General features: G+C 67.7%; 19 protein-coding genes. 4 read left to right on the forward strand and 15 right to left on the reverse strand.

Going from position 1 to position 23,731, the window contains the following annotated elements; all coding sequences use genetic code 11:
- Window positions 1-188: 188 nt before the first annotated feature.
- Window positions 189-2,141: an acetyl-CoA hydrolase/transferase C-terminal domain-containing protein gene (locus ACWV8V_RS18455; protein ID WP_455900422.1), complete on the forward strand. Its 1,953-nt coding sequence runs from the start codon at window positions 189-191 to the stop codon at window positions 2,139-2,141.
- A gap of 132 nt (window positions 2,142-2,273) precedes the next feature.
- Here ACWV8V_RS18455 and tkt read toward each other — a convergent pair whose 3' ends face one another.
- From tkt to ACWV8V_RS18520, 13 genes are all read right to left on the reverse strand, one after another.
- The gene (gene tkt, locus ACWV8V_RS18460; protein ID WP_455900423.1) at window positions 2,274-4,283 is read right to left on the reverse strand and encodes a transketolase; all 2,010 of its coding nucleotides are present in this window, start codon (window positions 4,281-4,283) and stop codon (window positions 2,274-2,276) included.
- A 151-nt stretch (window positions 4,284-4,434) separates the two neighbouring features.
- Window positions 4,435-5,778, reverse strand: a complete 1,344-nt coding sequence (locus tag ACWV8V_RS18465; RefSeq protein ID WP_455900424.1) for a dicarboxylate/amino acid:cation symporter — start codon at window positions 5,776-5,778, stop codon at window positions 4,435-4,437.
- 67 nt (window positions 5,779-5,845) lie between these two features.
- A complete protein-coding gene (locus ACWV8V_RS18470; RefSeq protein WP_455900425.1) occupies window positions 5,846-7,549 on the reverse strand; it encodes a BatD family protein in 1,704 nt (567 codons plus the stop codon).
- The gene (locus tag ACWV8V_RS18475; RefSeq protein ID WP_455900426.1) at window positions 7,546-9,297 is read right to left on the reverse strand and encodes a VWA domain-containing protein; all 1,752 of its coding nucleotides are present in this window, start codon (window positions 9,295-9,297) and stop codon (window positions 7,546-7,548) included. The genes ACWV8V_RS18470 and ACWV8V_RS18475 overlap by 4 nt, the downstream gene beginning before the upstream one ends.
- Window positions 9,294-10,292, reverse strand: a complete 999-nt coding sequence (locus ACWV8V_RS18480; protein WP_455900436.1) for a vWA domain-containing protein — start codon at window positions 10,290-10,292, stop codon at window positions 9,294-9,296. Before ACWV8V_RS18480 ends, ACWV8V_RS18475 begins: the two co-directional genes overlap by 4 nt.
- 5 nt (window positions 10,293-10,297) lie before the next feature.
- Window positions 10,298-10,759 (reverse strand): DUF4381 domain-containing protein, encoded by a 462-nt coding sequence (locus ACWV8V_RS18485; RefSeq protein ID WP_455900427.1) that lies wholly within the window; start codon window positions 10,757-10,759, stop codon window positions 10,298-10,300.
- Complete coding sequence (locus ACWV8V_RS18490; protein ID WP_455900428.1) at window positions 10,756-11,679, reverse strand: DUF58 domain-containing protein; 924 nt, start codon at window positions 11,677-11,679, stop codon at window positions 10,756-10,758. The genes ACWV8V_RS18485 and ACWV8V_RS18490 overlap by 4 nt, the downstream gene beginning before the upstream one ends.
- Before the next feature lie 5 nt (window positions 11,680-11,684).
- Window positions 11,685-12,707 carry an AAA family ATPase gene (locus tag ACWV8V_RS18495; protein ID WP_455900429.1) on the reverse strand — a complete coding sequence of 341 codons (1,023 nt, stop codon included), beginning with the start codon at window positions 12,705-12,707 and terminating at the stop codon, window positions 11,685-11,687.
- A 139-nt stretch (window positions 12,708-12,846) separates the two neighbouring features.
- Window positions 12,847-14,823: a type IV pilus secretin PilQ gene (locus ACWV8V_RS18500; protein WP_259259284.1), complete on the reverse strand. Its 1,977-nt coding sequence runs from the start codon at window positions 14,821-14,823 to the stop codon at window positions 12,847-12,849.
- Between the two features lie 20 nt (window positions 14,824-14,843).
- Window positions 14,844-15,380 carry a pilus assembly protein PilP gene (locus ACWV8V_RS18505; RefSeq protein ID WP_259259282.1) on the reverse strand — a complete coding sequence of 179 codons (537 nt, stop codon included), beginning with the start codon at window positions 15,378-15,380 and terminating at the stop codon, window positions 14,844-14,846.
- The gene (locus tag ACWV8V_RS18510) at window positions 15,377-16,051 is read right to left on the reverse strand and encodes a type IV pilus inner membrane component PilO (protein ID WP_259259280.1); all 675 of its coding nucleotides are present in this window, start codon (window positions 16,049-16,051) and stop codon (window positions 15,377-15,379) included. The genes ACWV8V_RS18505 and ACWV8V_RS18510 overlap by 4 nt, the downstream gene beginning before the upstream one ends.
- Entirely contained in the window at window positions 16,048-16,878 is an 831-nt protein-coding gene (locus tag ACWV8V_RS18515; RefSeq protein ID WP_259259278.1) for a PilN domain-containing protein, read from the reverse strand. Before ACWV8V_RS18515 ends, ACWV8V_RS18510 begins: the two co-directional genes overlap by 4 nt.
- Window positions 16,878-17,936, reverse strand: a complete 1,059-nt coding sequence (locus ACWV8V_RS18520; protein ID WP_123730869.1) for a pilus assembly protein PilM — start codon at window positions 17,934-17,936, stop codon at window positions 16,878-16,880. Before ACWV8V_RS18520 ends, ACWV8V_RS18515 begins: the two co-directional genes overlap by 1 nt.
- Before the next feature lie 223 nt (window positions 17,937-18,159).
- Between ACWV8V_RS18520 and ACWV8V_RS18525 the strand changes: the two genes are divergently transcribed.
- Window positions 18,160-20,580: a penicillin-binding protein 1A gene (locus tag ACWV8V_RS18525; RefSeq protein WP_455900430.1), complete on the forward strand. Its 2,421-nt coding sequence runs from the start codon at window positions 18,160-18,162 to the stop codon at window positions 20,578-20,580.
- A 312-nt stretch (window positions 20,581-20,892) separates the two neighbouring features.
- Window positions 20,893-21,540, forward strand: a complete 648-nt coding sequence (locus ACWV8V_RS18530) for a hypothetical protein (protein WP_455900431.1) — start codon at window positions 20,893-20,895, stop codon at window positions 21,538-21,540.
- An 18-nt stretch (window positions 21,541-21,558) separates the two neighbouring features.
- Here ACWV8V_RS18530 and ACWV8V_RS18535 read toward each other — a convergent pair whose 3' ends face one another.
- Window positions 21,559-22,323 carry an alpha/beta fold hydrolase gene (locus tag ACWV8V_RS18535; RefSeq protein ID WP_455900432.1) on the reverse strand — a complete coding sequence of 255 codons (765 nt, stop codon included), beginning with the start codon at window positions 22,321-22,323 and terminating at the stop codon, window positions 21,559-21,561.
- A 96-nt stretch (window positions 22,324-22,419) separates the two neighbouring features.
- Between ACWV8V_RS18535 and ACWV8V_RS18540 the strand changes: the two genes are divergently transcribed.
- Window positions 22,420-23,196, forward strand: coding sequence for an AraC family transcriptional regulator (locus ACWV8V_RS18540; RefSeq protein ID WP_455900433.1), 777 nt, complete (start codon window positions 22,420-22,422; stop codon window positions 23,194-23,196).
- 62 nt (window positions 23,197-23,258) lie between these two features.
- Here the strand turns inward: ACWV8V_RS18540 and ACWV8V_RS18545 are convergent, their stop codons facing one another.
- Window positions 23,259-23,624 carry a NirD/YgiW/YdeI family stress tolerance protein gene (locus tag ACWV8V_RS18545; protein ID WP_259259272.1) on the reverse strand — a complete coding sequence of 122 codons (366 nt, stop codon included), beginning with the start codon at window positions 23,622-23,624 and terminating at the stop codon, window positions 23,259-23,261.
- Window positions 23,625-23,731 lie beyond the last annotated feature (107 nt).

Raw genomic sequence — 23,731 nt, forward strand, 5'->3', positions numbered from 1 at the left:
TCGACAGCCGGTTCATGCAGCCACTGCCAGCATCGGTGCATGCCCCACGGAGGCCTCGATGAGACGCTGCCGAATATTCGATGACAGCGGTGCACGGTTCCTGCGCACCGCCGATGACGTCGCGCGTCGCCGTCTGTTCAACCCCGGAATGCTGTAATGACCCGCATGATTTCGCAGGATAGCGCCGCATGACCGAACACCTGACCGACCTGGACGCCGCCGTCGACTGGCTGCTGCAGCGGGTCGATGGCCCCCTGCGCATCGGCGCACCGCTGGCGCTGGGCAAGCCACACCGGCTGCTCAACGCCCTGTACGCGCGCGTGGAAAACGATGCCTCGCGGCCGCTGCAGCTGTACACCGCGCTGTCGCTGAACCCGCCGCGCGGCGGTGCCGGGCTGGAAGCACGCTTCATGGCGCCGTTCGCCGAGCGTCATTTCGGTGCGGACTTCCCGCGCCTGGCCTATGCCGATGCGATGGTGCGCGACCACCTGCCGGCGCATGTGCAGGTGGAAGAGTTCTACATGCAGTCCGGTGCACTGCTCGGCTCGTCGCAGGCGCAGCGCAGCTACACCAGCCTGAACTACACACACGCCGCCGACGCGGTGGCGCAGCGCGCGCCGCATGCGATCGTGCAGAAAGTAGCGATGCGCGCGAATGATCGGCGCCTGTCGCTGTCGTGCAACAACGACATTACCCAGGACACGCTGGATGCGATGGTCGCGCGCGGGCTGCCACGCCCGCTGATGATCGCCGAGATCGATCCACAGCTGCCCTATCTGGCCGGCTCGGCCACGGTGGATGTGTCGTTCTTCGATCTGGTGATCACCCCGCCGGGGCCGTACCCGGCGCTGTTCGGCCTGCCCCGCCAGCCAGTCAGCGATGCCGATTACGCGATCGGCCTGTACGCCAGCACACTGGTACGCGATGGTGGCACGCTGCAGATCGGCATCGGCACGCTGGCCGATGCGCTCAGCCATGCGCTGGTGCTGCGGCATACCGACAACGCGCGTTACCGCCAGATTCTGCAGGCGCTGGATCCCGGCCTGGCCAGCCACCCCACCGTGCTGGAGTGCGGTGGCCTGGAGCCGTTCGAGATCGGCCTGTATGGCTGCAGCGAAATGCTCAACGAAGGCTTCCGCCGGCTGGTCCAGACCGGGGTGATCCGGCGCAAGGTGCATGACGATCTGGCCTTGTTGCAGCGGATCGAGAACGGCACCGCCTGGACCACCGACTACGCCACGCTCGAGGCCGAGGGCGAGTACCTGCACGGCGCGTTCTATCTGGGCTCGCCGGAGTTCTACCAGTGGCTGCGCGATCTGCCCGATGAGGAACGCAGCGCGATCGGCATGCGTCGCATCAGTGAGATCAACCAGCTCTACGGCGGCGATGAAACGCTGGAGCGGATGCAGCGCCGCGATGCACGCTTCTTCAACTCCTGCATGATGGCCACCGCGCTCGGCGCTGCGGTGTCCGATGCGCTGGAAGACGGCCGCGTGGTCTCCGGCGTGGGCGGCCAGTACAACTTCGTGGCGATGGCGCATGCCCTGCCCGGCGCCCGCAGCGCGCTGATCTTCCGTGCCACCCGCGAGGACAAGGGCGTACTGCACTCCAACGTGCGCTGGAACTACGGGCACACCACGATTCCGCGGCATCTGCGCGACCTCTACATCAACGAGTACGGCATCGCCGACCTGCGCAACATGACCGACGAGGACTGCGTGATCGCCATGGCCGCGATCACCGATGCACAGTTCCAGGTCGCGTTGCTGGACAAGGCGAAGGCCTCGAAGAAACTGGCGGCCGGTTTCACTCCAGCCGGTGATGGGCAGCGCAACACAGCCGCCGCCGTCAGTGCCGCGCTGTCACCGTTCCGCCAGTCCGGGCTGCTGCCGGATTACCCGCTGGGCAGCGATTTCACCGAGGTCGAGCAGCACCTGGTCAAGGCGCTGGGCTGGCTGAAGCAGAACACGCAGACGCCGATGACCAAGCTGCGCACGGTGCTGGCCGCCGTCACCCAACCCGCCGGCGATGGCGATCAGGCCTATCTGCAGCGGATGGGGCTGGAGGCGCCGAAGACGATGGGCGAACGCATCGAGGCGCGGTTGCTGCGGCTGGGGTTGGCGCGCACTGCGGCCGGGTGATGTAGACCCACGCCATGCGTGGATCTACCCTCGATCCAGGATGGCGTGGTGTTTGCCTTTCAACAAACGAAAAGGCCGGGGATATCCCCGGCCTTTCGCGTTGCAGCGGCCGGGCAGCGCCCGGCGCCGCCATCAGTTCGCCAGCTGCGCCTTGGCCGCAGCCACGACGTGCTCGGCGGTGATGCCGAAGTGCTTGTACAGCGCGTCCGCCGGGGCCGACGCACCGAAGGTGTCGATACCCACCACCGCACCGTCCAGGCCCACGTACTGGCGCCAGAAACCGGTGACGCCGGCTTCCACGGCCACGCGGTTGCGCACGGCGTTGGGCAGCACGGACTCACGGTACGCCGCGTCCTGACGCTCGAAGACATCGGTCGACGGCATCGACACCACGCGGGTCTTGATGCCGGCGGCATCCAGTTCCGCCTTGGCGGTCACGGCCAGGCCCACTTCCGAACCGGTGCCGATCAGGATCACGTCCGGCACGCCACCTTCCGCATCGGCCAGCACATACCCACCGCGCGCGATCTGTGCGACCTGCTCGGTGCTGCGCGGCTGGTGCGGCAGGTTCTGGCGGCTGAACACCAGGCAGCTCGGGCCGTCCTTGCGGGTGATCGCGGCCTTCCAGCTGACCGCCGATTCGACCGCATCGCACGGGCGCCACACATCGTTGTTCGGGATATAGCGCAGCGAGGCCAGATGTTCCACCGGCTGGTGGGTCGGGCCGTCTTCGCCGAGGCCGATCGAATCGTGCGTGTACACGTGGATCGCGTGGGCCGGGATCAGCGCGCTCATGCGCACGCCGTTGCGGGCGTAATCGCTGAACACCAGGAAGGTGGCGTCGAACGGAATGAACCCGCCATGCAGGGCCAGGCCGTTGGCGATCGCGGTCATGCCGAACTCGCGCACGCCGTAGTAGACGTAGTTGGCGTTCGGGTCATCGGTGGCGACCGACTTGCTGGCCTTCCACAGGGTCAGGTTGGAGTGCGCCAGATCGGCCGAACCGCCCACCAGTTCCGGCAGCAGCGGCGCGAACGCTTCGATCGCCAGCTGCGAGGCCTTGCGCGAGGCGATGGTCTGGCCATCGGCCTGGACCTGGGCGATGTAGGCATCGGCCTTGGCGATGAAATCGGCCGGCAGCTCGCCGTGCGAACGACGGATCAGCTCATCGGCTTCGACCGGGAACTGCGCGGCGTACTTGTCGAACTGCTGTTCCCACTCGGCCTGGCGCAGGGTGCCGGTACCGCCGGCACGCCAGCCGGCGTAGATGTCTTCCGGAATCTCGAACGGGCCGTACGGCCAGCCCAGCTGCTTGCGGGTCGCGTCCAGCTCATCCTTGCCCAGCGGGGCGCCGTGGCTGGATTCCTTGCCGGCCTTGTTCGGCGAACCGAAGCCGATGGTGGTGCGGCAGCAGATCAGGGTCGGCTTGTCGAACTGCGACAGCGCGCTGTCGATGGCGGCCTTGATGCTGTCCGGATCGTGGCCATCGACGCGGCGCACCACGTTCCAGCCATAAGCTTCGAAACGCTCGGGGGTGTTGTCGGTGAACCAGCCATCGGTGTTGCCGTCGATGGAGATGTGGTTGTCGTCCCAGAAGCAGACCAGCTTGGACAGGCCCCAGGTGCCGGCCAGCGAGGCGGCTTCATGCGAGATGCCTTCCATCAGGCAGCCATCGCCCAGGAACACCCAGGTGCGGTGGTCGACGATCTCGTGTTCCGGGCGGTTGTAGCGCTGTGCCAGCAGTTTCTCGGCCAGGGCGAAGCCCACGGCGTTGGCCAGCCCCTGACCCAGCGGACCGGTGGTCGTCTCCACGCCGGGGGTTTCATGGTGTTCCGGGTGGCCGGCGGTCTTGCTGCCCAGCTGGCGGAACTGCTTGAGCTGCTCGATCGGCAGGTCGTAGCCGCTCAGGTGCAGCAGTGCGTACTGCAGCATCGAGCCGTGGCCGTTGGACAGCACGAAGCGGTCGCGGTTGAACCACTTGGGATTCTTCGGGTTGTGACGGAGATAGTCGTTCCAGAGCACTTCGGCGATGTCGGCCATGCCCATCGGCATGCCGGGATGGCCGGACTTGGCGGTTTCGACCGCATCAGCGGCAAGGAAGCGGATGGCATTGGCCAACTGGCGGCGGGTAGGCTGCGTCATGGTTCTGTCGGAATCGGGAGGCGGCCGCGAACGTGCGGGCGGCCCATTGTCCCACAGCTGATCGGCCGGGTCAGGCCAAAGACAGGCCCGGCCCTTAACGCCGACGCCCCGCACAAGGCGGGGCGTCGGGAAGCACCAGACCTGCGCAGGCTCAGTCGCGCGGGGCTGGCGCGGGTGCCGGGGCCACGGCGGCGACGACCGGGCCGTCGTCCACCTCGCCCTTGGCCACCAGGGTGGTCAAGGCCAGATCGCCGGTGACGTTCAGCGCGGTACGGCACATGTCCAGGAAGTGGTTCACGCCCAGGATCAGGCCGATGCCCAGCGGGTTCACGCCGACCATGGCGCAGATCATCGCCACCACCGGCAGCGAGCCGGAGGGCACGCCGGCGGTGCCGATGCCGCCCAGGATGCAGACCGCCATGACCATGAACTGCTGGCCGATGCTCAGGTCCACGCCGAAGAACTGCGCCAGGAAGATGACCGTCACGCCCTCGAACAGCGCCGTGCCGTTCTGGTTGGCGGTGGCGCCCACGGTCAGCACGAAGCGCGAGACCTTCTGCGGCAGGCCCATCTGGTCGGCCACGCGCAGCGCGGTCGGCAGGGTGGCGTTGCTGGAGGCAGTGGAGAAGGCCATCACGGTGGCCTCCTGGGTGTCGCGGAAGAACGCCAGCGGCGAGCGACCGGACAGCCACACGGCCACGCCGTAGGTCACCACCATGTGCAGGCCCAGCGCCAGCACCACCACGCCCACGTAGGCGCCCAGGCGGATGATCAGCTCGAAGCCGAACAGGGCGGCCAGGTTGAACATGAAGCAGGCCACCGCGTACGGGGCCAGGCGGATGACCAGATTGATCAGCGTCATCGAGACTTCGAAGATGCCTTCGATGGCACGACGCAGCGGGGCCACCTTCTCTTCGGGCGAGAGCACCATGCCGATGCCGAACATCAGCGCGAAGAACATCAGCGACAGGATCGCGCTGTTGCTGGAGGCCGCCTCGACCACGTTGCCCGGCACGATCGACAGCAGCATGTCCATGCCCTTCGGCGTGCCATGGATACCGGCGACGATTTCCTTGCTGCGCTCGGCATTCTCGGCCAGCATCTGCGCGGCCACGACCGGGTCCACGCCCACGCCGGGCTTGAGCACGTTGACCAGCACCAGGCCGATGCCCACCGCAATGCCGGACAGCACGATGGTGTAGGCCAGCGTCTTCCAGCCGATGCGGCCGAGGGCGCGGATGTCGCCCATCTCCGACACGCCCATGATCAGCGCCGAGAAGATCAGCGGCACGATCAGCATGAAGATCAGATTGAGGAACAGGCCCGACGCCGGGCTGGTGATGTAGTCCATCACCCACTTGGCCACGCCGCTCAGGCCGTCAACGGTGCCGCCGAGGGCATGCACGGTCAGCCCGAGGACCAGGCCGATGATGAAGCCAATGCCCATTTTCCAGTGCAAGGGCAGTTTCTGCCGGGTCGTTGCGGCCTCAGTCATGGAGCGGCGTTCCTCGAAAAAATGAAATCAGCTTAGCAAAGGCGGCCGCCGTGACCGACACGCCTTTTTATGAATGCGCAGATGGGTACAACGGCGCAAGGGCATTGTTCTGGGCGGCCGCACGCACCCGCCAGTGTGGTCCGTCATGGAAGGCGCGCCGCAGGTCCTGCCGGGCCTGGCCGACATCGCCGCCCTGCCCGCCCCAGCGGACCTGCTGCATCTGGACCAACGCCTCGCGCTGCTGGGCATCGTCGAGGTGCTCCAGCACCTGCTCCAGGGTCTGCACACCGCCCATGCCCGCCAGCACCGCGACGATCTCATCGAGCCCGCCCGCTTCCATGGCCCGGCGCAGATCGGCGCGGGTGTACGCGCTGCCTGCCGCGGCGGCGGGAACGCCGCCTTCGGCACCGCGCACGGCAACCGGGCGCCCGCGCCGGTGCCAGCCCCAGACCAGGGTCAGCAGCCACAGCACGGCCAGGCCGGCCGACAGCCCGATCCAGCCCCACGGCCGTGACGCGCCCTGCGCCGGCGCCAGCTGCAGATCGGTGGAAGATGCCGCCGGCTCGCCCGGCAGGGCCGAGGTGGTGTCTACCGGCAAGGTCGGCGCGGCACTGCCAGCGACCCCGGCGGCGATGTCCAGTTGCAGGTCAGGCAGGGTGGCGCTGCGGGGTTGACCGGCGGCCACGTCCCACCACGCCATCCGCAGGCCCGGGACCGTCAGCGGCCCAGCCTGGCGCGGCACGATCGCAAAGCGCCGGGTCAGCGTGAGCTGCGGGGTGTTGCCATTGAAGGTTTCATCGAACTGCGGCGGCTCGGCGAACACCTGCGCGCCTGGGCCGACGTCCGGCACCGGCAGCTCCGGGAACTGCGCCTTGGTCGCGCCCTCGGCCACGGCCTCCACCACCACGGTGGCCGCTTCACCGGCACGGCCGGTGGTGGGCGCGGCGGTGTAGCGCAGGCGCAGCCCATGCAGTGGCAGCCACGGTTGGGGTGCCGAGGCTGGCTGCGCCTGGACCTGCAGCGTGCGCTGGGCCGAGGCCGCGCGGAGCCGACCGTCACCGCCGAACATGTCATTGAAGAAGCCGCCCGCACTGCGCCCATTGAACTGCGCGGCCGGCAGCACCAGCGGGCCACTGCGCTCGGGGATCAGCAGAAAGCGCCGCTCCACCACGTTGTAGCGGCGGCCGTTGACCTCGCGTACCTGGCTGCGGTCATCGCCCACCCGCTGCAGCGATGCACCGGCCGGCGTATCGAGTACCAGTTCACCGCTGAGCAATTGCGCGGCGTAGAACAGCCGCACCACCACGCCCACGCTCTGCTGCACATAGGGTGTGGCATCGTCGACCTCGGTTTCCAGGAACACGGCGGCATTGCTGCTGGCCGCCGCCGGGGCAGCGGCGCTGCTGGCAGCGACCTGCAGGGTCAGCGGCTGGGTCCGGCCGCTGCCCACCTGCAGGGCGGGAATCTGCAGCGTGCCACTGCGCCTGGGACTGAGCAGCACGGCATACAGCGCGCGCGAGGTCGTCGCGCCATTGGTCCACTGCACCTGGCGGCTGCTGGTCTGGCTGCTGAGATCGAAGTCGGTCCGCAGCGGGCCATAATCCGGCGCGCCGCCGCCCGCATCGGATTCGATGTTGAGGGTGACGGTATCGCTGTCGGTGATCTGCTCGCGGTCGAGCCAGGCACGGGTCTGCGCGTGCACGGCCATGCTCGCGCACAGCAGCAGGGCAAGCCCGGCGCGCAACCCGCGCTGTATCGTGGAATGTGTCATCGCCCTTCCTGTTTCCTGCGTTCGTTTTCCAGCTGGAACTTGGCCCGCAGCAGGCTGCCCGGGTCATCGGGTACCCGCCGCATCCAGGCTTCGACGGCCTGCTGCTGCTCGCGCTGCTGCGGGGTGCCGCTGACCTGGCCCTGCGCCTTGTCGGTGCCGTCGTTCTTCCCTTGGCGCTGCATCGCCTGCTGCATGCGCTCGCGCTGGGCCGCGTCGGCCTCGGCCTGCGCCTGGCTGTCGGCCGCTTGCGGCGACTTCTCGCCCTGGGAGCGGCCATCCTTCGGATCACCGGACGAGGGCGGCGGAGACTGCCCCTGTTCGCCCTTGTCCTGCGGCGGCGAACCGTCACCGTCCTTGCCCTGTCCCTGCCCCTGGCTCTTGCCGGCGTCGGGCTTGTCGGGCGGCTTCTTTCCTTCTTTCTGATCGTTGTTCTGGTCGTTGCTCTGCGGTGGCCTGCGCTTGCGTGCGGCATCGACCGCAGCGCGATTGGCGACCGCATCAGCCATGCCCGGGTGCGCTTTCAGCGCACGGTCGTAGGCATCGATGGCCGCGTCGTACTGGCCCTGTCGCGCCAATGCATTGCCGAGGTTGTACCAGCCTGCGTCCGTATCGATGCCCTCGAACTGCTGCTGCGCCGCCTTGAAGTCGCCCTTGCGGTACGCATCCACGCCGGTGGACAGGCGCTGCTGATCGAGCTGATCGGCGCGCTGCCACCATGTGCCCTCTGCTGCGTGCGCAGACGTCGGCATCGCCATCGGCAGCGCCGCGATCATCACCAGCACCACGAGCAGACCGCGGCGGCGGAACGCGAACAGTGCCAGCAGCATCAGCGGCGGCAGCAGCCAGAAGCCTTCATCGCGCCACGTGCGGCCCTGCCCTTCCCGGCTGTCATCGGCACTGACCCGCGGGGTCAACACGTCGAGCGCCGCAAGATCCTTGTCATCGGAGGCGATACGCGCATAGCGGCCGCCGCCACGGCTGGCGACACCCCGCAGCGTGCCCTCCTCCAGCCGCGCCGGCACGATCTGGCCCTCGCCGTTGCGGTAGGCCGCGCCCTGCGGCGTGCCCAGACCGAGCACGGAGACCACGAAGCCCTGCGCACGTGCCGAGGCCGCCGCCTGTTCGGCATCGGCGTCGGCGCGGTCGGTCAGCAGCAGGATGTCGCCGCTGCGCGCGCCGGATTGCTGCAGCAGCTTGACCGCCGTTTCCAGCGCCCGATCGGCACGCTGGCCATCGCGTGGCATCACATCCGGTGCCAGCGCATCCAGATACAGCGCGACATTGGCCATGTCGTCGGTCAGTGGTGCCACGGTGTAGGCATCATCGGCGTACACCAGCAACGCAATTTCGCCGCCCTGACGCTCGCGCAGCAAGGTGGCCAGCTTGGCGCGCGCCTGCAGCAGGCGCGACGGCGGCAGATCGGTCGCGGTAACGCGCGAGGAGAGGTCCAGTGCCACCACCAGCGGCGACGGCGTCTGCCACAACGGCTGGGCGACCTGCCGCCACGACGGGCCGGCCAGCGCGACGATGGCGATCGCTGTGCCGAGCAGCAGCACGATCACCCCACCCCAGGCGCGGCGGTCGCGGCCAACCAGCAGATGACGCAGCAGATGGGCATCGACCGTCTGCCGCCAGACATTGCTGCGCCGCCGGCGCAGCCACCAGATCGCCACCAGCAGCGGCAGCGCCAGCAGCGCCCACAACGCATCGGGGCGCACGAAATGCAGAGCATTCCAGCTCACGTTCATCGCCAGCGCCTCGGCAGCAGCCAGGCCAGGCCGGCCAGCAGCAGTGCCAACGCCAGCGGCAAGGCATAGCGCTCGATCCGCGGCCGCACCGCAGGCCCGGCCGATTTCACCGGCTCCAGGCGTTCCAGTTCGGCATAGATGCCGGCCAGCTCATTGGTATTGCGCGCCCGGAACGAGCGGCCGCCGGTGAGCTCGGCAATCCTGTTCAAGGTGGCCTCGTCGACCGGATCCTCGCCCGGGGCGATCTGCACGCCAAACAGACTGATGCCGCCGTCACCGCCAAAGGCCACGGTATAGACGCGCACGCCTTCGGTCTGGGCCAGCTCGGCCGCACGCAGCGGCTCGAGCACGCCGGCGTTGCTCACACCGTCGGTAAGCAGGATCAGCACGCGTTGGCCTTCGGGTTGTTCGCGCAGGCGTTTGACCGCCAGCGCGATCGCATCGCCAATGGCGGTCTCACGCCCGGCCAGGCCGACCACGCTGTCGCGCAGCTGATCGCGCACACTGGTGAGGTCGGCAGTCAACGGGGTCAGCGTATAGGCACGCTCACCGAAGATCAGCAGGCCAACACGATCGCCCACTCGGCGGTCGAGGAAGTCGGCCAGCACGGCCTTGGCCGCCGTCAGCCGCTCGACCACCTGGTTGCCGAGCATCATGTCCGCTTCGCTCATGCTGCCGGACACGTCCACCGCGAGCATCATCTGCCGGCCCTGCTGCGGTGGCGTCACCGCCTCACCCAACTGCTGCGGTCGCGCGGCGGCCACACACAGGCAGGCCCACGCCAGCCATAGCAGCGCGCGCCCCAGTCGTGGCCCGGCACCGCCCGAAGCAGGCCCGAGCGACTGCAGCTGCTCGGCGGCATACGGCACCCGCAACGCGGCACCTGCACCGGGCCGCGAGGGCCACCAGCGCATCAGGATCGGTAACGGCAACGCCAGCAGCATCCACGGCCAGGCCAGGCCGTCGAGCCAGCTCAACCATGCCGGCCATGTGATCGCGATCATCGGCGCCGCTCCGTCAGCAGCGACAGATAACGGCGGCGCGCGAGGACGCGCAACCGCTGCACCGCTTCAGCGTCGACACTCGGCCGATAGCCGCCCTCGAGCAGCAGCGCGCCGTCGCCCCCGGAAAAGGCCCGGCTGTTCTTCTCGTCCAGGAACGCCAGCCATGCGTCGCCCTGCAGACGTTCCGCCCCGGGCTGGTACTGACGTGCGGCGCGGCGCAGCAGCTCGGCGATGGCCGCCACTTCCAGCACCGGCGAACCGGCCTGGGCTACCTGGGCATCGAACAGATCCAGCCAGCGCTGGCGTACACGTCGCCGGCGCCATTGCCACGCCCAGATCGCTGCCGCCACCAGCATGATCGCGACAAACACCAGCCACCAGCCCGGCGCGGGCGGCCACCACGACGGTGACGGTGGCAGCTGCACATCGCGCAACGGCAGCGAGGCCGCGGTGCTCATGCCACCACCGCGGTCGGCATCGGGCTCAGCCAGCTGTCGCTGGCATCATCGGTGGCCACCACATGCACCTGGATGCGGCGCGCGGCCAGGCCGTTCTGCAGCGCTTCCAGTGGTGCCACGAAACGATCGCGCCAGTGCTCGCGCACCGCTGCGCTGCCCAGATCGAGCAGCACCCGCCGGCCCTGCGAAAGAAATGGCAATGCCTCGGCCGGAGGCGCCAGTTCCAGCGGATCGACCAGCAGCATCACCACCACTTCGTGGTGCATGGCCAGTGCGGCCCAGCGTGCACTGCTGATCGTCGCGGCGCGCGCCGGATCGGCCAGCACCACCACGCGTGCGCCAGGGCGCAGCAGCCGCGCCGCCTGCTCCAGCGCACGATCCAGGCCGGCATCGTCGGCGGGCGGTTCGGCATACCAGCGGGTCAAGGCATCGAGCACCCGCAGCACACCGCGGGTGCCGCCGGCCGGTGCGATCGGCGGCTCCCGGGTGCTGCCGCGCACGGCAGCAAGGCGATCGCCCTGGCGCTGCGCCAGCCACGCCGCGACCGCGCCGACGCGCGCGGCCTGCACGGATTTGAAGCGGACCCGGGTGCCGAAATACAGCACCGGGTCGGTATCGGCGACCAGCAGCGTCAAGCGCTCGCGCTCGGCCTGGAAGAGTTTGGTATGTGCGCGCCCGGTGCGCGCGGTGACGCGCCAGTCGATATGCCGCGCGTCATCGCCCGGCACGTACTCGCGCGATTCGGCGTATTCCATGCCGCGCCCGCGCGCGGGCGACGGCGCACTGCCGGCATGACCGAGCCGGCCGCGCCGGGCTGGCGGCGCACGATGCGCACTGCGCCGCAGCGCGACCAGTTCGGCCAGGCGCGGCTGCAGGCCATCGCCCTCAAGCGGCGTGGCGGCAGGCACGGGCACGTCCATGGCGCTCAGGGCGCCGGCACGCGGGCCAGCAGCTCGGCCACCAGCCGCTCGCCATCCCAGCCCTCGGCCGTGGCTTCATAGCTGGGCAGCACACGGTGGCGCAGCACGTCCGGGGCCACGTTGCGCACATCTTCCGGGGTCACGAAGTCGCGGCCGGCCAGCCAGGCGCGCGCGCGTGCGCAGCGCTCCAGGGCGATCGAACCACGCGGGCTGGCGCCCCAGGCGATACGCCGGGCGAGTGCCGCGTCATAGCGGGCGGCATCGCGCGAGGCCAGCACGATTTCGATGAGGTACCGCTCCAGCGCCGGCGCCATATGCAGCGACAGCACGGCCTTGCGTGCAGCAAAGACATCGCTCAACGGCATGCGGGCGGGCGCGGCGGCCGGGGTGGACAGCGCCTCCCGGGCCCGCTCACGCGCCAGGCGCAGGATCTCGGCCTCGGCGTCCGAATCCGGGTAGCCGATCCGGACGTGCATCAGGAAGCGGTCCAGCTGGGCTTCGGGCAGCGGGAAGGTGCCTTCCTGCTCGATCGGGTTCTGCGTGGCCATCACCAGGAACAGCGACGGCAACGGATAGGTATGGCGTCCCACGGTGACCTGGCGCTCGCCCATCGCTTCGAGCAGCGCCGACTGCACTTTGGCCGGGGCACGGTTGATTTCGTCGGCCAGCAGGATGGGGTGGAAGATCGGGCCGGGCACGAACTCGAAACGGCCTTCCTGCGGACGCCAGATCTCGGTGCCGGTCAGATCGGCCGGCAGCAGATCGGGCGTGAACTGCACGCGGGAGAAATCCGCGTCCAGCCGGGCGGCCAGCGCGCGGATCGCGGTGGTCTTGGCCAGGCCGGGCGCGCCTTCGACCAGCAGGTGGCCATCGGCCAGCAGCGCGGTCAGCAGGCGCTCCACGAGCGCGCTCTGGCCCACGATGTCGGCGGACAGGGCATCGCGCAGGGCGCGGAACGCGTCGTGCAGGCGGTCGTGCTCCACCGGAGCGGATGAGGAGGTATCGGGCATGGGGGGCGGCAGATTCATGGCATCCATGTGACCTCCACGGTGGGCAGAGGTTCCATCGCCATGATGGCAGGACAGCGACGGTTACGACATCAAGATTGGCTGAACGCAGAAAGGGCCGCACGAGGCGGCCCTTTCGTCATTGCAGCATGGGTGTGTGTCAGTTGACGGCCGGGTTGGACTTGGCCACGCGCAGCACCTTCGGGGTCACGAACACCAGCAGTTCGGCCTTGTCCTTGTTGCGGCTGCGCTTCTTGAACAGATTGCCCAGGAACGGCACGTCGCCCAGGAACGGCACCTTGTTGATGCTGGTGCGGTCGGTGAACTCGTACACGCCACCGATGACCACGGTCTGGCCGTCGTCCACCAGCACTGCGGTATTCACTTCGCGACGGTTGATGGTGGGCACCTGGCCATAACCTTCCAGCAGGATGTAGCTTTCCACTTCATCCTTCTTGACCGCCATGTTGAGGAACACACGGTTGTCGTTGGTGATGGTCGGGGTGACCTTCAGCTCCAGCACCACTTCCTTGAACTGGACGTTGGGCTGAGCCGCCGCACCGGCCGCACCGCCGCCGCTGATGGTGACGTAGCCGATTTCCTTACCCTGCTTGATCACCGCTTCGCGCTGGTTGGTGGTGACCACACGCGGGTTGGAGATCACTTCGCCGCGCGATTCGGCCTGCATGGCCGAGAGTTCGACATCCAGCAGGTAGCCGGCATTGAGGATCGACAGCGCAAGCGAGCCGGGATTGTTGATCGCGGCCACCGGCAGGTTCCAGTTCAGCCCTTCGGCGAACTTGGTCGGCCCACGGACCGGAATGGCGCCGGTGCGACCACCGGCCACCCACTCGTTGATCGCCTTCTGATACTCGGCGTCCTTGGTCCCGCGATCGGTGATGTTGGAATGGTTCTGATCGGTATTGGCACCGAAGAACACGTCCTGACGACTGCCGCTGATGCCGAACTTGGCGCCGAGTTCGCGCGCGAAGGTATCGGTGGCGATCACGATCCGGCTTTCGATCAATACCTGGTCGACCGGGCGGTCGATCACGTTGATCAGCTCACGCATCCGCGCGATCTTCTTCGGGATATCGCTGATCATCAGGGTGTTGGTGCGCTCGTCGGCCACGATACGGCCGCGCGAGGACAGGAACCCGCTGTCTTCCTGCGAGCTGCCACCACTGCCACCGCTGCTGCCGCCGATACCCTTGGCTTCGGTCAGCGCTTTGAAGATCGCCCCGGCGTTGTGGTAGTTGATCTGCACGTAATCGGTGACCAGATCCTCGCGGTTCTCGATCGCGATGCGCGCGTCTTCCTTGTCCTGCTCGAACTTGGCCAGTTCCGGCTGCGGCGCGACCCAGATCACGCCACCATCGCGGCGCTTGTCCAGGCCCTTGGCCCGCAGCACGATGTCCAGCGCCTGGTCCCACGGCACGTTGATCAGGCGCAGCGTGACATTGCCCTGCACGCTGTCGGAAGCGACCACGTTGAGGTTGGATTCCTCCGCGACCAGCTGCAGCACGGTGCGTACCGGCACGTCCTGGAAGTTGAAGGTCACCGGCTTGCCACTATAGCCGCGCTGGCCAAGTGCCGCTGCGGCCTGGGTGACGGTGGTGGCATTGATCGCACCGGTGGCCGGGGCCGCCTGGCGCGGGCTGATCTCGACCACGTACTCGTTGCCGCTTTGGTAGGCCAGCGACTCGAACGCGGTGTTGGTGTTGAGCACCAGCTGCGTACCGCCGCCGTACGGCTTGGCATCGATGCGCTGCACCGGGGTGGCGAAATCGGTCACGTTGATCGGCTTCTGCAGACTCTCCGGCAGACGCGCATTGCCCACGTCGATGACGACACTGTTGCCCTGGCTGCGCAGGTCCGGACTGGCGCCCTGGCCATCGAACTGCAGGATCAGCCGGCCAGCGCCATCATCACCGCGCTTGAAATCGATCTTGGACACCGACAGCGAGGCCGGCGCACTTGCCGGCGCGGTGGTCGCCGCCGGTTTGGGCACTGCGCCGCTGGGCGTCGCCGCCATCAGCGTGCCGTTGGCCACCATGAGCGCGACTCCCAGCGCGCACAGGTGGAGCAACTTCTGGCGCCGGACGGAACGCAGCCGCATGGCGTTGGAAAAGGTCATCGTGCTATCCCCATAATCATTCATTGATCTTCAAGCGCGAGCGTTGCCGGCCGTTCCAGCCAGCCACCCGCGCCATCCGGCACCAGTTCAATCAGCTCAATCCGGTCCTCGAAGACCCCGGTCACCCGCCCGTCGCTCTGCCCCAGATAAACGCCCGGACGCACCCGATAGGTGACTTTGTCCGGCGCCATCACCAGCACGACGAGCCCGCCCCCACGGCCGATCGACCCCACCATGTCCAGGCTGTCCAGCGGGAAATCTTCCAGCGGCTCCTTACGGCGGTTCGGATCCGGACGCAGCCCCGATCCCCCTTGCGGATTGGCCCAGGCGTCGGTGAACGGGTCGCGCATCCCCTGCGCGGAATACTCAAACGTCTCGAACTGCTGCATCACCGGCAGCGGCTCAAGCGGCGGTGCCGGACGTGCACGCACATCGGCCACCCACTTTTCCAGGTTCGGCGCATCGCCGGGGGTACTGGTCACGCCGCGTGCGCAGCCGGCCAGCAGTACCACCCCCAACAGGCCGCACACCCGTGCGGTCGAGGTCAGGCGGCTCATTTCTTGCCTCCCTTGGCGGCCTTTTCCTTCTCGGCAGCAGCCTTTTCCTGCGCTTCCATCTCCACGTCATCCAGGTAACGGTAGGTCTTGACCGTTCCGGACAACTCCAGCGCACCGCTGCGGGCGGTGATGCCGGTCTTGGGATCCTTCGGCTTCAGGTTGATGTCGTGCATGGTCAGGATGACCACGCGCGGCAGCGAGGCCACACCGCTGACGAACGCGCCGAACTGGTGGTAGCTGCCCACCATGCGCAGGGCGATCGGCTTTTCGGCGTAGAACTCCTTGGGCTGCTCGGCACCGGGCTGGAACAGCTCGTTGGACAGGCCGCTGGACAGTGCCGTCTGCGAGATGTCGATGATCAGGTCCGGCATTTCGGTCTTGCTGGGCAGCTGGCGCAGCATCTGCTGCAGCACCTGCTCCATCTGGGTCAGCTGCTGCTTGAGCGGCTCCAGATTGACCGCACGGCCCTGTTCTTTCTCGAACTCGCTGCGCAGCTGGCTCTCGCGGCTTTCCAGCGAGGCCAGTTCATCGCGCTTGCCACTGATCAGCAGGAACCACGACATGATCATGATGAACAGCGCCAGCAGCACGCAGAACACCACCTTGGCCTTCTGCGGCCAGTTGCCGATGTTGTTGAAGTCCAGCTCTTTGAGATTGATCTTCTGGCTCATGCGGCGGCCCCCTTCTGGGCCGGGGCCGGCGCCGCCGGTTGTGCAGGTTGCGTGGACGGCGTGGACGGCACGATCCGGCTGCCGGCCGGCTTGGCCGGGTCGGCGGCATCGGGCGACGCCGGTGCGTCCGTTGCCGGCGCCGGTGACAACGGCGCCACCGGCGGAACCGGCGTGGCGCCCGGCGGCGCGGGATCGGCGGTCGGCTCGATCACACTGCCATCGGCGGCCAGCTCGGTAACGCTGCTCTGGGCCGGCAGATTGACCTTGACCACGAACATGTACGGCAGCGACTTGATGTCCGCCACCGGGCCGCTGGTGGCGCCCGCCTTGTCACGTTCCGGCGCCTTGGCTTCAATGATCGACAGCTCCGGATTGGTCATCCAGCCCGAGCTTTCCAGGTTGCGCATGTAGGCGCTGACGCGTGCGTTGGACTGCGTGCGCCCTTCCAGAGTCAGCACATCGCCTTCCTGCTTGAGCGTGGTCAGCACCACCCCGTCGGGGATGGTCCGGACCAGCGCATCGAACAGGTGCACCATCTGCGAACGCTTGGCCTGCAGTTCCTCGATCACGGCCTTGCGGGCCAGCAGTCGATCCTTCTGGCGGTCCAGGCGCTCGATCTCCTTGTTCTGCTCCTTGACCTTGTCGATCTCGGCCTGCAGATAGGTATTGCGATCGGCCTGCCCGCTGACCTGACGGTCGTAGTAGAACCAGATCAGCAGCGACAGCAGCAGGCCACCGATGGCGGCCCCACCGAGCATGGCGTAGAAGTCGCGCTGGCGTTGCTTGCGCCGCTCGGCGCGCCAGGGCAATAGATTGATGCGCGCCATCAGTCAAAGCTCCTCAGCGCCAGACCGGTCGCGATCATCAGCGCCGGGGCATCCTGGGCCAGCGCGTGCGCCTGCACCTTCGGACCCAGCGTCATCTGCGCCAGCGGGTTGGCCACCACGGTGGCCACGCCCAGCTGCTCTTCCACCATGTCCGGCAAACCGGTCAGGGCCGCGCAACCGCCGGCGAGCACGATGTGATCGACCCGGTTGAACTCGCTGCCCGCATAGAAGAACTGCAGCAGACGGCTGATCTGCTGGACGGTGGCTTCCTTGAAGGGCTCCAGGACTTCCATCTCGTAGCTTTCCGGCAACCCACCCTGGCGCTTGGCCAGGCCGGCCTCTTCGTAGGTCAGCCCGTAGCGGCGCATCACTTCGTCGGTCAGCTGCTTGCCGCCGAACACCTGTTCGCGGCTGTACAGGCTGCGCCCGCCGCGCAGGACGTTCAGGGTGGTCATGGTGGCGCCGATGTCCACCAGCGCGACCACGCCATCACTGGCCACCGGCAGTTCGCTGGCGACCAGGGCAAAGGCGTTCTCGACCGCGAAGGCCTCCACGTCCATGACCCGCGCGACCAGCCCGCCCAGTTCCAGTGCCGACTGGCGCAGCTCGACGTTCTCCGAACGCGAGGCCGCCAGCAGCACCTGGACCATTTCCGGGTTGTTCGGAATCGCACCCAGCACTTCGAAATCGAGGTTCACTTCCTCGATCGGGTACGGGATGTAGTTGACCGCCTCGAGCTCGACCTGGGCTTCCATCTCGTTCTCGTCCAGATCGGCCGGCATCGGGATCAGCTTGGTGATCACGGCCGAGCCGGCCACGGCCGCGGCAGCATGCCGTGCCTTGGTCCCGGAGCGGTTCACGGCACGTCGAATGGCCTCCCCGACCGCTTCGACCTCCACGATGTTCTTTTCCACCACCGCATTCGGCGGAAGTGGTTCCACAGCGTAATGTTCCACGCGGAAACGATTGCCGCTGCGGGATAGCTGCAACAGCTTTACTGCAGTCGAGCTGATATCGACGCCGATAAGAGGCGACTGGCTTTTTGGGATAAGCCCCACGGTTTCTCCCCTGCCGATGGGCACTTGGACGCAGAAGCTGCGACCGCGCATTAATAACGTTTTTTTTGCAAATCGCAACCGTCAAGCTGTAAAACGGGCATCACTGCTCGTTTCACGCGTCCCCAGACGGCGATCGACTGCTCTCCCCGGGAACACCCCCAGCCGTTCCCTTGCGTAATCTATACTCTGCGACCACGAAATTCGCAATCGGAATCTGTCACTGATGACACGTCTTCGCCGTTGGCTGCGCTGGATGCTGGTCGCGTTCCTGGTCCTGGCATTGATCGGCGCCGCGGTGGCCGGCGGCCTCTACTACGCCATTTCCTCCAAGCTCCCCGACGTGCAGACCCTGCGCGACGTGGAGATGCAGGAGCCCATGTATGTCTATGCCAGCGATGGCAAGCTCATGGCGGTGTTCGGCGAGACCCGGCGCACTCCCATCACCATGAAGGACGTCCCGGAGCGCCTCAAGCAGGCCTTCCTGGCCACCGAGGATGCCCGCTTCTACGAACACGGCGGGGTGGACTACAAGGGCATCGGCCGCGCGGTCTGGCTGCTGGCCACCACCAACGACAAGCGCGTGCCCGGTGGCTCGACCATCACCCAGCAGGTCGCCCGCCAGTTCTTCCTGAGCTCGGAGTACAGCTACACCCGCAAGCTGGCCGAGATCCTGCTGGCCCGGAAGATCGAGAGCGAGCTGAGCAAGGACGAGATTTTCGAGCTGTACCTGAACAAGAGTTTCTTCGGCAACCGCGCCTACGGCGTGGCCGCCGCGGCCGAGTTCTATTACGGCAAGAAGCTGGGCGAGCTGGACCTGGACGAGATGGCTTCGCTGGCCGGCATTCCCAAGTTCCCCTCCTCCGGCAATCCGATCAGCAACCCCGAGCGCGCCCGTGAGCGCCGCGACTTCTATGTGCTGCAGCGCATGGCCAGCCTGGGCTTCATCTCCCAGGCCGAGGCCGACGCGGCCAAGGCCGTGCCGATGCACGCCACCGCGCATGAGCCGCCGGTACAGGTCGAAGCACCCTACGTGGCCGAGCTGGTCCGTCAGGAAATGATTGCCCGCTTCGGCGGCGACGTGGTCAACAAGGGTTACCACGTGACCACCACGATCAATGCCGAGCTGCAGACCGCGGCCAACCTGTCGGTGCGCGATGGCCTGCTGGCCTACGACCACCGCCACGGCTGGCACGGGGTGGAGCAGCACGTGGAGGTCCCGGCCGATGCCGATGCCGCCGCGCTGGCCACCAAGCTGGCCGGGATCCCGGCGCAGACCGGCCTGCTGCCGGCCATCGTGGCGGCCACCGCCGCCGATGGCAGCGCCACCGTGGTGCTGGGCAACCGCAGCGAAGTGGTGCTGCCGGCCAGCGCCGCCCGCTGGACCAACAAGACCCCGGCCAAGCTGGTCACCCGCGGCGACATCGTGCGGGTGCGCGCCGGTGAGAAGGAAGGCGAGTGGCTGCTCGACCAGATCCCGCGCGGCCAGGCCGCCCTGGTCTCGCTGGACGCCGAAAACGGGGCCCTGAAGGCGCTGGTCGGCGGCTTCAGCTTCTCCGGCAACAAGTTCAACCGTGCCACCCAGGCGCGCCGTCAGCCGGGGTCGAGCTTCAAGCCCTTCATCTACGCGGCCGCCTTCGACAAGGGCTTCAATCCGGCCTCGATCGTGCTCGATGCCCCGGTCGTGTTCCGCGACCGCCGTGGCAAGACCTGGTCGCCGCAGAACGACGGCGGCGGCTTCCGCGGCCCGATGCGCCTGCGTGAGGCACTGGTGCAGTCGCGCAACCTGGTCTCGGTGCGCCTGCTCGATGGCATGGGCGTGGATTACGCGCGCAAGTACATCAGCGAGTTCGGCTTCGCCGAGGCCGAGCTGCCGCCGAATTTGTCGATGTCGCTGGGCACCGCCTCGCTGACCCCGCTCTCGGTGGCGCGCGGCTATGCGGTGTTCGCCAACGGCGGCTCGCGCGTGGACACCTGGCTGATCGACCGGGTGACCGACCGTGACGGCGTGGAAGTGTTCAAGGAGAACCCGGCCATCGCCTGCCGCGACTGCGCCGGCAGCAGCGGCGTGCCGGTCAGCCAGGTGGTGGACGGCTTCAACTTCGGCTCCGCGCCCGCGGCCAACGCCGCACCGGCCAAGCCGCAGCAGGCGGCCGCCGTCGAAGCGCCGGTACCGGTCAACCCGGATGCCAAGGTCGCCCCGCGTGCGATCGATGCCCGCACCGCGTACCAGCTCAACTCGATGATGCGCGACGTGGTCCAGCGCGGCACCGGCACCGCGGCCAAGGTGCTCGGCCGTGAAGACGTGGGCGGCAAGACCGGCTCGACCAACGATCACCGCGATGCCTGGTTCTCCGGTTTCGGTGGCCCGTACGCGACCACCGTGTGGGTCGGCCGCGACGACTTCCGCTCGCTCGGCTACCGCGAGTACGGCGGCCGCGCCGCGCTGCCGATCTGGATCGAGTACATGCGCGTCGCGCTGAAGGACACCCCGATCGCGCAGAACGAGCCGCCCTCGGGCATGGTCCAGGCCACGCTCAACGGCGCGACCGAGTGGGTCAAGGTGGAGGACATGGAGAAGCTGGAGGAGTACGACTTCAACAGCCAGACCCCGCAGGCCGACGACGCCGCGTTCGATATCTTCTGACCGCATGCGCCGGGTACGCCCGGCGCCGCGATGGAATACAGGCCGGGCATTGCCCGGCCTTTTTTTGGTTCTTTTCCATCGGCATGGCAAGCATGGAGCGCGCTCTGTATCTTTGCAGGCGCGGCGCCCAGCGAGTCGGGCGCTGGGCGCCTGGGAAAAATCAAGGAGGAGGCCGTCGCCGTCAGGCGGCGGCCGGGGGACATTCGCCGAGGGGCCTGCCGGTCGCTGCGGGGCGGGCACCGCGCGGCATGGCTACCTGCCTGTCACATCGCCGGTGTACATTGCCGGGCAGGTCGCCAAGGAGTACCGGTCATGCATCGAGCCCGTCAGCATGCAGCCACCCAGACCCGTGAGCGTCGCCATCAGCTGGCGCATGAAGCCGCCCGTCTGATGGCCGAGGGCGGCATCCGCGACTATCACCAGGCCAAGCTCAAGGCCGCCACCCGGCTCGGCATCCATGACGATGCCTCCCTGCCCCGCAACACCGAGATCGAAGACGCCCTGCGCGAGTATCAGCGCCTGTTCGCCGGTGCCGACCATGGCGCGCAGCTGCGCCAGCGCCGCGAGGCCGCCCTGCGCGCGATGGATTTCCTGCAGGGGTTCTCACCGCGCCTGTGCGGCCCGGTGCTGGATGGCACCGCCGATGCCAACAGCCCCGTGCAGTTGCAGGTACACAGCGATGATGCCGATGCCGTGCAACGCTACCTCGATGAGCATGGCATCCCGGCCGAATCGCGCACGCGTCGGCTGCGGCTGGACCGCGAACGCAGCCTGGATGCGCCAGTCTGGGTATTCAGTGCCGAGGACCTGACCTTCGACATCGCCGTGCTGCCTTACGATGGCCTGCGCCAACCGCCGCTGTCGGCCATCGATGAGAAGCCGATGCGGCGCGCGTCGGCCGCGCAGCTGCGTGAGCTGCTGGCCGACGGCGAGATCGAGGGTTACCTGGGCAGCCGCTGAGACCACGCGCGGCCTCCCTCAGGCCTCGGCGAACGGGACCAGAAAGCGCTCGATCGCCGCAACCAAGGCCAACGGCGTTTCGTTCATCGGGTAGTGACCCGCACTTTCCAGCACCTCCAGGGTCGCCTGCCGATAGCGGCTCAGGTAGGTCCTTTCCATGAGGGCGGCGTTGAACACCGGATCGTGCTCACCGATCAGTACCTTAACCGGGTGCCGGCCGATGATCTCCGTGCGGAAGTCCGTGTCCGCCCAGGCCGGGAAGTACGCCGCGAATGCCTCCGGCGACGCGTGCGCCATCGAGTACTGCGCCTTCCAGTCCAGCCACGCGGCGGGCAACCGCCCACCGGTGCTGCGATCGATGATGCCCCGGCGGATGCTCACGCTGCCCGCGGCCGCTTCAAGCAACTGCCGCGTGGGTGAATCGTAGGCGATGCCGCCGCACGGCACGGGGGCCACGGCGACGAGCGCGCGCACGCGATCCGGGGCGAGCACCGCGATCCGCTCGATGGCCATGCCGCCCATCGAATGCCCGATCAGGCTGAAGGTCTCGATGCCCAGCGTGTCGGCCAAGGTCAGCGCGTCGTTGGCGATCTCGTCGATCGTGTAGTCACCGGGCACCCCGCGCATGCCACCGTAGCCGCGGCAGTCCATGAACACATAGGTGAACTCCTCACCGGACAGCCACGGCTCGATGGGTTCGAACGCATGCGCGTCGCCAAACCAGCCGTGCAGGACCAGGACAGGATGGGCGCCAGTGCCGACGCGATGAAAGGTAGTGGGCATGGCTGCACCGTGCAGGTGTGAGGTGGGGCCGCGATGTTAGGGCGGCGGCACGTGGCCCGCCGTCGATATCAGGCCGATGGCGATAGAATCCGGGCCATGCGCAATACCCTGCTCGATCCCTTTGAAGATCTACCGCGCGCCGTGGTGGTCACCGCCAACGACTACGCCGCCGGATCCGTCTTCCCCGATCACGCGCATCGGCGCGGTCAGTTCGCGTTCGCCTCGCGCGGCACCATCAGCCTCACCACACCCGAAGGACACTGGCTGGTGCCACCACAGCGTGCCTGCTGGGTGCCGGCAGGCGTCGCGCATGCCATGGCGATGCGTGGCCCGGTCACGATGCTCAATGTGTTCGTGGCAGCGGACGAAGTGGCGCTGGTCGGCTTGCCTGCGCGCTGCGGCGTGTATGCCGTATCGGCGCTGCTGCGGCACCTGATGGACGATGCGGTCGATCTGCCGGCACTGTACGACCTGGAGGGGCGTGCCGGCCGGCTGATGCAGTTGCTGGTCGCGGAGATCGCCGCGATGCCACGGCTGTCACTGCATGCACCGCTGCCCCGCGACCCGCGCCTGGCGCGCGCCTGCCAGCCGCTGTTCGATGCGCCCTCGATCGCCGCCTCGCTCGATGAGGTCGCCGCCGAAGCGGGCATGAGCCGACGCACGTTCACCCGCCAGTTCCGCGCGGACACCGGGGTGGGGTTTGCCGAATGGCGCCAGCAGGTCTGCCTGCTCGCCGCGATCGAACGCCTGGGTGCCGGGCAGCCGGTCACCCGGGTCGCACTGGATCTGGGATACGCCAGCCCAAGTGCGTTCTCGTCGGCGTTCCGTCGCGTGCTGGGGGAACCGCCCAGCCGCTATGTGGAAACACGCTGAGGGCCGCCGGACGATGAACGCAGAACGCCCCGCAATGCCGGGCGTCTGACGGTGCAGGGAGATCAGCGCGTGCCGATGATCCGCACATGCTCCACATCAATATCGGTGGGCTTGAAGCGATGGGTATCGACTTCTCCCTGCAACTCCACCACGGTCGTCGCGCTGACGGGCTGCCGGTCAGGCAGATCCTTGTCATCGATCTCGACGTCGATCTCGCCGGTGGCATCCTTGAAGCGATAGCGTTCGTGGCCGATCTTGGCGATCAGCGTGCCCTGCAGCACGACGGGCTGGTCATCGCGCTGGTCGCGTGCTTCGGCGACGGTGGTGACCGCGCTGGTCGCGCCAGGGCCGGTGTACTGGGCATGTGCGCCGGCGCTGACCAGGCTCAGCGGTGCGGCGATGAGGACAACAGCGATCAAACGATTCATGAGGGACTCCATGGGCGTGAGGGTGACCGCCAAGGTTGTACCTCGATCGAAGTGAGGCCCATGCAACAAGTACGAAAAGAGGTGCCCGGCGGCGCCCCAAAAAAAAC

It is taken from the genome of Stenotrophomonas sp. Ker107b, from assembly GCF_053847245.1.